At 72.1% G+C, this 8,435-nt stretch carries 8 protein-coding genes; 2 read left to right on the top strand and 6 right to left on the bottom strand.

The window, feature by feature from the left end:
* Positions 1–70: 70 nt before the first annotated feature.
* The 4 genes from mshC to AB8Z36_RS23780 form a co-directional block, all read right to left on the bottom strand.
* Complete coding sequence (mshC, locus tag AB8Z36_RS23795) at positions 71–1,300, bottom strand: cysteine--1-D-myo-inosityl 2-amino-2-deoxy-alpha-D-glucopyranoside ligase (RefSeq protein ID WP_369215404.1); 1,230 nt, start codon at positions 1,298–1,300, stop codon at positions 71–73.
* A gap of 262 nt (positions 1,301–1,562) precedes the next feature.
* Entirely contained in the window at positions 1,563–2,384 is an 822-nt protein-coding gene (locus AB8Z36_RS23790; RefSeq protein ID WP_369215403.1) for an SCO1664 family protein, read from the bottom strand.
* Entirely contained in the window at positions 2,348–2,938 is a 591-nt protein-coding gene (locus tag AB8Z36_RS23785) for a DUF3090 domain-containing protein (protein WP_369215402.1), read from the bottom strand. The genes AB8Z36_RS23790 and AB8Z36_RS23785 overlap by 37 nt, the downstream gene beginning before the upstream one ends.
* Before the next feature lie 113 nt (positions 2,939–3,051).
* A complete protein-coding gene (locus tag AB8Z36_RS23780; RefSeq protein ID WP_369215401.1) occupies positions 3,052–3,738 on the bottom strand; it encodes a histidine phosphatase family protein in 687 nt (228 codons plus the stop codon).
* Between the two features lie 85 nt (positions 3,739–3,823).
* Here AB8Z36_RS23780 and corA point away from each other — a divergent pair, with 85 nt between their 5' ends.
* Positions 3,824–4,822: a magnesium/cobalt transporter CorA gene (corA, locus tag AB8Z36_RS23775; protein WP_369215400.1), complete on the top strand. Its 999-nt coding sequence runs from the start codon at positions 3,824–3,826 to the stop codon at positions 4,820–4,822.
* A gap of 23 nt (positions 4,823–4,845) precedes the next feature.
* Here corA and AB8Z36_RS23770 read toward each other — a convergent pair whose 3' ends face one another.
* On the bottom strand, positions 4,846–5,634 hold the full coding sequence (locus tag AB8Z36_RS23770) for a ferritin-like domain-containing protein (RefSeq protein ID WP_369215406.1): 789 nt from the start codon (positions 5,632–5,634) through the stop codon (positions 4,846–4,848).
* A 286-nt stretch (positions 5,635–5,920) separates the two neighbouring features.
* Entirely contained in the window at positions 5,921–6,976 is a 1,056-nt protein-coding gene (locus AB8Z36_RS23765; protein ID WP_369215405.1) for an LLM class F420-dependent oxidoreductase, read from the bottom strand.
* A gap of 274 nt (positions 6,977–7,250) precedes the next feature.
* Here AB8Z36_RS23765 and AB8Z36_RS23760 point away from each other — a divergent pair, with 274 nt between their 5' ends.
* Positions 7,251–8,231, top strand: a complete 981-nt coding sequence (locus AB8Z36_RS23760) for an aldo/keto reductase (RefSeq protein WP_369215399.1) — start codon at positions 7,251–7,253, stop codon at positions 8,229–8,231.
* The last annotated feature ends 204 nt before the right edge of the window (positions 8,232–8,435 follow it).

Below are 8,435 nucleotides of genomic sequence, written 5' to 3'. Positions count from 1 at the left end.
GGCGCAGCCCGTCCGGCGTTGAGGGGCGGCGGGGCCCGCAGGGCGGTGCGGGCCGAGCCGGGAGCGGCCGCTACAAGGCCACGCCAAGCAACGCGTCGACGGTCCGCGACACCACCCCCGGCGCCCCCTCATCCGTACCGCCCTCGGCGGCCTGCCGGGCGGCCCACCGATCCACGGCGGCCAGCGCCGCAGGCGCGTCCAGGTCGTTCGCGAGAGCCTCCCGAACCTCCTCGACGAGCGCCTCCGCGGGCGGCCCGTCGGGACGGGACACCGCCGCACGCCAGCGCCCGAGCCGCTCGACGGCCTCTTCGAGGACCCCGTCCGTCCACTCCCAGTCCGCGCGGTAGTGATGCGCGAGGAGGGCGAGCCGGATGGCGGCCGGGTCGACCCCGGCCCTCCGCAGCTTCGACACGAAGACGAGATTGCCCTTGGACTTGGACATCTTCGCGCCGTCGAGACCGACCATGCCGGCGTGCACGTACGCCTTGGCGAAGGGGTACTCACCGGTCAGGGCCTGCGCGTGCGAGGCCCCCATCTCATGGTGCGGGAACGCGAGGTCGGAGCCGCCGCCCTGCACGTCGAAGCCCATGCCGAGGTGGTCGAGGGCGATGGCCACGCACTCGATGTGCCAGCCGGGGCGCCCCCGCCCGAGACTGCCGCCGTCCCAGCTCGGCTCACCCTCGCGGGCGGCCATCCAGAGCATCGGGTCGAGCGGGTTCTTCTTGCCGGGCCGCTCGGGGTCGCCGCCGCGCTCGGCGGAGAGCAGCTTCATGGCGGCGGCGTCGAGCCCGGACACCTCCCCGAAGTGGCTGTCGGACTCCACGGAGAAGTAGACGTCGCCTTCGAGGTCGTAGGCGGCGCCCAGCTCCCTGAGCCGTTCGACGAGCGGCACGATGCCGGGTATCGCCTCGACGGCTCCGATGTAGTGCTGCGGCGGCAGCAGCCGCAGCGCGGTCATGTCCTCACGGAACAGAGCGGTCTCGCCCTCGGCGAGCTCGACCCAGTCCTTTCCGTCGCGGTTGGCGCGTTCCAGGAGCGGGTCGTCCACGTCGGTCACGTTCTGGACGTAGTGAACCTGCCGCTTGGTGTCGAGCCACACGCGCTGCACGAGGTCGAACGCGTTGTAGGTCGCCGCGTGACCCATGTGGGTCGCGTCGTACGGAGTGATGCCGCAGACGTAGATACGGGCGACGGGACCGGGGTCGAGGGTGACGAGTCCGCCGGTCGCGGTGTCGTGGATCCGGAGGTCGCGGCCCTTGCCAGGAAGGGCGGGGACCTCAGAAGCGGGCCAGGCATGCATGCCTTGAGCCTAACCGGACGGAGCGTCCGTATACGAGTGGGGATCAAGGAATGGGGCAGACGGCCGAGAAAGAACCCCGCGAGACGCTGCGAGGAACCCCCGCGAGGCACCGCGGACAACCCCCACGAGGCACCGCGAAGGACCTCCCACGAAGCGCCGCGAAGACCCGGCGCACACCCCGCCCGGAGACCGCGAGGAGTCCCCGCCCGGACACCGCGGAGAGCCCCCGCCCGGACGCCGTGAAGAGCCCCCGCACGCACGGCTACACGGGCGGCCAGGGAATCGCGGGCCACTCCCCGGACGGCTCCGGATGACGGCCGGATTCCAGCAGCGCCGCCACGCGCGCGCGTAGTGCCTCCGTCTCCGCCTCGGTGATGAGGACGGCGAGCCGCTCGGCGAGGGCGGCGCCCTCCTTGAGCGCGTCCCGCAGGCCCCGCAGCACCTCGGTGGCCTCCTCGGTCAGGGGCTCGCCCGCCCAGCCCCAGAGCAGCGTGCGCAGCTTGTCGTCGGCGTTGAAGGTGACGCCGTGGTCGATGCCGTAGAGGACGCCGCCGGAGGCCAGCAGGTGGCCGCCCTTGCGGTCGCCGTTGTTGATCACGGCGTCGAGCACCGCGAGCCGCCGCAGCCGGGCGTCGTCGGCGTGCACGAGCAGCGCGGTGCGGTCCTCGTCCACTTGCGCGCGCCCGATCGCCTTCCAGCCCTCCTCCGGCTCGTCGGCGTCGACCAGGGCGAGCAGTTCCTCGTCCCCGGAGGCCTCGATCCAGAGCTGGCACATGCCCTGTCCGTAGGGCCCGTCGCGCAGCACGGTGGGCGGTACGAGGTCCCAGCCGGTGGCCCGGGACACCTCGTACGCGGCGACCTCGCGCTGCGCGAGCGTGCCGTCGGGGAAGTCCCACAGGGGCCGCTCCCCCGCGACCGGCTTGTAGACGCAGGCCGCCTCCTGGCCGTCGTGGGCGACCGTGCAGTACAGCACCGCGTTGGAGGCCTCGCGGATCTGCCCGCGCACGGTGAGCTCCCCGTGGGTGAGGAGCGTGACGGGGTCGGTGGTCACACGCCCCGCCGGTATCCGTTCTGACGCGGGCATACGTGTCCTTCCGGGTCGAGCGGGAGGCTGCACAGCGGGCACGGCGGGCGGCCCGCGTTCACGACGTCGAGGGCGCGCTTGGCGAAGGCACGGGCCTGGGCCCCGGTGAGCCGGACGCGGAGCATCGGCGGGCCGTTCTCCTCGTCCTGAAGAAGCCTTTCCTCGGCTTCCGCCAGGTCGTCCTCGGAGTCGGCGTCCAGCTCGACGAGCGCCTGCGCCTCGACGATCATCCGTTCCTGGTCGCCGTCCCAGGCGAGCGCCATGGTGCCGACGCGGAACTCCTCCTCCACGGGGGAGTCCAGCGGGGCGCTGTCGGCGACCTCGGTGGGCGCCACGGCCGGCACCGCGGCATTGCCGCCGCTGCGGCGCACGACCTCGTCGAGGAGCTCCTCCATGCGCTCGGCGAGGGCGGCGACCTGGGTCTTCTCCAGGGCGACGCTGGTCACCCTGACGCCCGCGGAGGCCTGCAGGAAGAACGTGCGCCGTCCCGGGAGCCCGACCGTTCCCGCGACGAAACGCTCCGGGGGGTCGTAGAGGAACACCTGACGGGACACGACCTGGCTCCATGGGATCGACTGCGGGGTACGGATGCCGCACCGGCTCCGGCGCGGCGGCTGAACGGGTCAGGGGACCTGCTGCAACCGCTTCACCCTACTGCGGCTGACGATCACGGTGCGCCCGCACCGCCCCCGACCGTCGCGTCGCTTCCCGGCGGCTCCTGCCGGGGCGCGAGCGACGCGAAGTCGCCGGTGTCCCCGAGGCGTACGAGGAAGGGCCGCAGCCGCGTGTACCGGATGACGGTGACGGAGCAGGGCTCCACGGAGATGCGCTGGAAAAGATCCAGGTGGAGCCCGATGGCGTCGGCGACGAGTGCCTTGATGACGTCCCCGTGCGAGCACATCAGGTAGGTGGCGTCCTCGCCGTGGTCGCGCCGCACGCGCGCGTTCCACTCGCGCACCGCCTCGGCGGCGCGGGTCTGCATCGCCCGCATGGACTCACCGCCCGGGAAGGCGGCGGCGGAGGGGTGCTGCTGGACGACCTCCATCAGCGGCTCGTCGGCCAGCTCGGCGAGCTTGCGGCCCGACCAGTCGCCGTAGTGGCACTCCCCGATCCGGTCGTCGGTGTGCGGCTTGAGGTCCGGGCGGGCCGCGAGCAGCGGCGCGACGGTCTCGCGGCAGCGCTGGAGCGGGCTCGTGACGACCTCGGCCAGGGGTACGGGCGCGAGCCGGTCCGGCAGCGCGGCGGCCTGTGCGGCACCGCGCTCGTCGAGGGCCACGCCGGGGGTCCACCCGGCGAGCAGACCCGCGGTGTTGGCGGTGGAGCGTCCGTGCCGGACGAGGATCAGCGTGGGCATACGGACAGCCTAGATCCTGCCGTCAAACACCCCCGGACGCGTCGAGCGGGTGCAAGGTCCGGGATGGCTGGGAACACTGCATTGCATGATCGTCGACTGTGCCATCTACCGCGAAGGCCATCGGAGCGAGGGGCCCCTGGACTTCTCCGACGCCCTGGACGAGGCGCGCGCCACGGGGGACGCGTTCGTCTGGATCGGTCTGCACGAGCCGACGGAGGCGGAGTTCGAGAAGGTCAGCGAGGAGTTCGGGCTGCATCCGCTGGCCGTGGAGGACGCCCTCAAGGCGCATCAGCGGCCCAAGCTGGAGGTGTACGACGACTCGCTGTTCATGGTGCTCAAACCGGTCGTCTACGAGCCGGACAGCGACACCGTCTCCTCCGGCGAGGTCATGATCTTCGTGGGCGACTCCTTCGTGGTGACCGTCCGGCACGGCGAGGGCGCCCCGCTCGGCGTCGTGCGCCACCGTCTGGAGGCGGAGCCGGAGGTGCTCAGGCACGGCCCGACCTCGGTCCTGTACTCGATCGCCGACGCCTCGGTGGACCACTACCTGGAGGTCGCCGACGAGCTCCAGGCCGACCTGGAGGTGCTTGAGGCGGAGGTCTTCTCGCCGGACGACGGGGGCTCGCGGCACACGGCGTCGCGGATCTACACCTTCAAGCGGCAGATCCTGGAGTTCCGCCGGGCCACGGGCCCGCTCGCGCTGCCCGTGGCCCGGCTCTCCGGAGCGGGTCCCTTCGGCCCGTCGGTGCCGTTCGTGGACGAGACGGCGCAGCCCTTCTTCCGGGACGTCAACGACCACCTGACGCGCGTCAACGAGTCGGTGGAGGGGCTCGACCGGCTGGTGTCGGACATCCTGTCCGCACATCTGGCGCAGATGAGCGTGCGCCAGAACGACGACATGCGGAAGATCTCGGCGTGGGCGGCCATGGCCGCGGTCCCCACGATGATCGCGGGCGTCTACGGCATGAACTTCGACCACATGCCCGAGCTGCACTGGGTATGGGCCTACCCGGCCGTGATCGCCCTGATGGTCGTCCTCGAAGTGGTCCTCTACCGCATGTTCAAGCGCCGCGGGTGGCTGTAGTCCGCGCCGGGCACGCGGTGGCGTCAGGCGAACTCGGGGGCCGCCGCCGCGGGGCCGCCGAGGGCGTCGCGCCGCTCCGGCGGGGCCAGCGAGACCATCCGCCGCCAGCCGCCGGCGCGCTCGTACGCGTACATGGCGTGGATGCCCGCGGCGAGCACGCCCCGCTTGGCGGCGGGCCAGCCGAGGACCCGGCCCATGTGGTCCATCACGGCGAGGCTCACGTCGCGGTAGACGCGGATCTCGGCCAGCGCGCACTCGCGCAGCGTGCGCTGGATCGCCCGGCCGTGCCCGGCGGCGGCCAGGCGCAGCAACTCCTCGTGGCAGTAGGCGAGGTGGTTGTCCTCGTCGGCCGAGATCATGCGGACCGCGCGGCCGACGTCCGGGTGGTCGGCGAAGTACTTGAGCAGCAGCCGCATCTGTTCCGACGCGCGCTGCTCGGTGACCCTGCTGTGCGCGAGATACGTGATGACGTCGCGCGAGGTGAGCTGCTCGTCGGCCTTCAGCTTCTCGTGGGCGAGGCCGATGCCGTGCTGCTCCAGGAGCATGGTGTAGTCGGTCTCAGGGGGTACGTCGACCGGGCGCAGACCGCGCTTCTTCAGCAGCGCGCGGAAGATCCTGCCGTGCTTGTCCTCGTCGGCGCCGTGGCGGCTGATCTTCGGAGCGAGGGCCCGCTCAGCCTCCGGGACGAGGGCGGCGATCCGGCCGTTCTCCCAGCCGCCCTGGGCCTCACCGCTGGCGGCGATCGAGCAGAAGAGCCGGAACGACTCGTCGTTGGCGAGGATCTCCTCGAAGACACTCCTGGCCGAAAGCATCATTGGCACCTCCATGCCCCTGTGCGTGGACGTCCGCAAAGAAACAGTCAAGTGCGCCGACGGCGACCGGGCAACAGGTGGCGACGGACAACTCGGCCGAACGTGGGACGGGCGGGGTGCCGACGGCCGTAACCGCGGGGCCCGTTGAGCGTTGTTCCGAGTGACGGCCGTGGCGGGGAAGACCCCCCGAGCCCCCACCACGGCCGCGAAAGAACTCACCTTGCACGTACGCCTGGTTGCGTCTTGTCGTGCGCCTTGATCGTGCGTCTTCTCGTACGTCTTGGTGCTACGCCAGACCGGCCCGCTCGGCGGCCTCCGTGCCCGCCCGCAGGGCGGCGATCCGCTCGTCCAGGGTGAAGCCCGCGGGGGACAGCGTGAGCGTGGTGACACCGGCGTCGGCGTAGGCCCGCATCCGGTCGGCGATGCGGTCCACCGAGCCGAGCAGCGTCGTGGAGTCGATGAGCTGCTGCGGCACCGCTGCCGCCGCCCCCTCCTTGTCGCCCGCCAGGTACTTGTCCTGGATCTCGGCGGCCTCCTTCTCGTACCCCATCCGCCGCGCGAGCTGGTTGTAGAAGTTCTGCTTGCGGCTGCCCATGCCGCCCACGTACAGCGCGGTGTAGGGCCGGAACATGTCGGCGAGGGCGCCGACCTGCGTGTCCTCGCCGAGGGCGAGCGGCAGCGTCGGGACGACGTCGAAGCCGTCCATGGTCCTGCCCGCCTTCTCGCGTCCGGCGCGCAGGTGCCGCAGCGCGGTCTCCTCCAGGTGCTCGGCGGCCGGGAAGATCAACAGGGCTCCGTCGGCGATCTCGCCGGTCTGCTCCAGGTTCTTCGGGCCGATCGCGGCGATGTACAGCGGGATGTGCTCGCGCTGGGGGTGGACCGTCAGCTTGATGGGCTTGCCGGGGCCGTCGGGCAGGGGCAGCGTCCAGTGCTCGCCCTCGTAGGAGAGGCGCTCGCGGGTCATGGCCTTGCGGACGATCTCGACGTACTCCCGCGTGCGGGCGAGCGGCTTGTCGAACTTCACGCCGTACCAGCCCTCGGAGACCTGCGGGCCCGAGACGCCGAGGCCGAGCCGGAAGCGGCCGCCGGAGAGCGAGTCGAGGGTGGCCGCCGTCATCGCGGTCATCGCGGGCTGGCGGGCCGGGATCTGGAAGATGGCGGACCCGATGTCGATGCGCTCGGTCTGCGCCGCCACCCAGGAGAGCACCGTCGCGGCGTCCGAGCCGTAGGCCTCGGCGGCCCAGCAGACGGCGTAGCCGAGCTTGTCGGCCTCCCTGGCGACCGCGAGATTGTCCGCGTCCATCCCGCCGCCCCAGTAACCGAGGTTGATCCCGAGCTGCATGGCCGATCCCCTAACCGCTGTACTCATGAGTAACGTCCCTGTGCCGGGGACTGTAGCGCGCGGGGCCGGTATTCGTCAGGGGCGGAGGGTGCGCGGCGCGGAGGGGCGCGGGTGCGGGTGCCGTGCGGCGCGGGTGCGGTGCGGGTGCGGCGCGGCGCGGTGCGGCGCGGCGCGGTGGCGTGGCGGCCGGTTCGGGGTGACGGGGTTCTCCACAGTCGATGGTTTGTCCACAGGCCCGCCCGCGGGCGGGGCCCGGTGAGTAATCTCAGCGCCCATGGAGCAGAGGCATCTCGGCCGGACCGGCCTGCGCGTGTCCCGGATCGGACTCGGCACCCTCACCTGGGGGCACACCGAGGAGACCGACGCCGCCGATCTTCTGAAGGTGTTCTGGGAGGCGGGCGGCACGCTGGTCGACACCGCTGATGTGTACGGGGACGGCGAGGCCGAGTATCTGCTCGGGCGGCTGATGGAGCGGCTCGTGCCCCGGCGTGACCTGGTGATCGCCACCAAGGCGGGCAGTGTGCCCGACCCCGAGCGGCGCTTCGACGGCTCGCGCGGCCATCTGCTCGCCGCCCTCGACGCCTCACTGGCCCGCCTCGGCACGGACCACGTGGATCTCTGGCAGCTCCACGCCTTCGATCCGGGTACGCCGATCGACGAGACCCTGCACGCTCTCGACGTCGCGGTCGGCAGCGGGCGGGCGCGCTACGCGGGCGTCTCGAACTTCTGCGGCTGGCAGCTCGCCAAGGCCGCGACCTGGCAGTTGGCGGTGCCGGGCGCCCGCACCCGCATCGCGGGCACCCAGATGGAGTATTCGCTGCTCCAGCGCGGCATCGAGCGCGAGGTGCTGCCCGCCGCCCTGGACCTGGGGGTGGGCCTGCTGCCCTCGTCGCCGCTCGGCCGCGGTGTGCTCACGGGGAAGTACCGCAAATCCACCCCGGCGGACTCGCGCGGCGGCTCCGACCACATGGCGCCGTTCGTCGCGCCGTATCTGGACGACGCGGCGGCCCGCATCGTCGACGCGGTCGCCACAGCCGCCGACGGCCTCGCCGTGAGCCCCCTCCAGGTCGCCCTCGCCTGGGTCCGGGACCGCCCGGGAGTGACGGCACCGATCGTCGGCGCGCGCAACGCGCAGCAGCTCACGGCCGCGTTGTCAGTGGAGACCCTTAGTCTTCCTGACGAGATCTGCCAGGCGCTCGACGATGTGTCGGCGCCCGTGCACCGCTATCCCGATCACGACTGGAGCACGCTGTGAGTACGGAACCCGCCGCCGCGGAGCAGGCGGACCCGCCCGGCACGGAGCAGGCGRASMCGCCMCCSATGGCWCGGGCGAAGGCTCGGGCGACGACACGGGCCAAGGGGACTCCGACGGCAGCGCCGAGAAGGCCGAGTTGTCCGATGCCGAGATCGAGCTGGCCGCGCAGCGTGAGTTGCGGGAGCGGATCGAGCAGCGGAAGGC

The sequence above is a fragment of the Streptomyces flavofungini genome, from assembly GCF_041028215.1.
Lineage (GTDB): Bacteria > Actinomycetota > Actinomycetes > Streptomycetales > Streptomycetaceae > Streptomyces > Streptomyces flavofungini_B.
The sequence above is the reverse complement of the archived record's forward strand: the minus strand, read 5'-3'. Positions and strand labels throughout refer to the sequence as shown.

Excerpts from the sequence above, each read along its gene's own strand:
- mshC (WP_369215404.1), bottom strand. The coding sequence starts at position 1,300 with ATGCATGCCTGGCCCGCTTCTGAGGTCCCCGCCCTTCCTGGCAAGGGC.
- AB8Z36_RS23790 (WP_369215403.1), bottom strand. The coding sequence starts at position 2,384 with ATGCCCGCGTCAGAACGGATACCGGCGGGGCGTGTGACCACCGACCCC.
- AB8Z36_RS23780 (WP_369215401.1), bottom strand. The coding sequence starts at position 3,738 with ATGCCCACGCTGATCCTCGTCCGGCACGGACGCTCCACCGCCAACACC.
- corA (WP_369215400.1), top strand. The coding sequence starts at position 3,824 with ATGATCGTCGACTGTGCCATCTACCGCGAAGGCCATCGGAGCGAGGGG.
- AB8Z36_RS23770 (WP_369215406.1), bottom strand. The coding sequence starts at position 5,634 with ATGCTTTCGGCCAGGAGTGTCTTCGAGGAGATCCTCGCCAACGACGAG.
- AB8Z36_RS23765 (WP_369215405.1), bottom strand. The coding sequence starts at position 6,976 with ATGCAGCTCGGGATCAACCTCGGTTACTGGGGCGGCGGGATGGACGCG.
- AB8Z36_RS23760 (WP_369215399.1), top strand. The coding sequence starts at position 7,251 with ATGGAGCAGAGGCATCTCGGCCGGACCGGCCTGCGCGTGTCCCGGATC.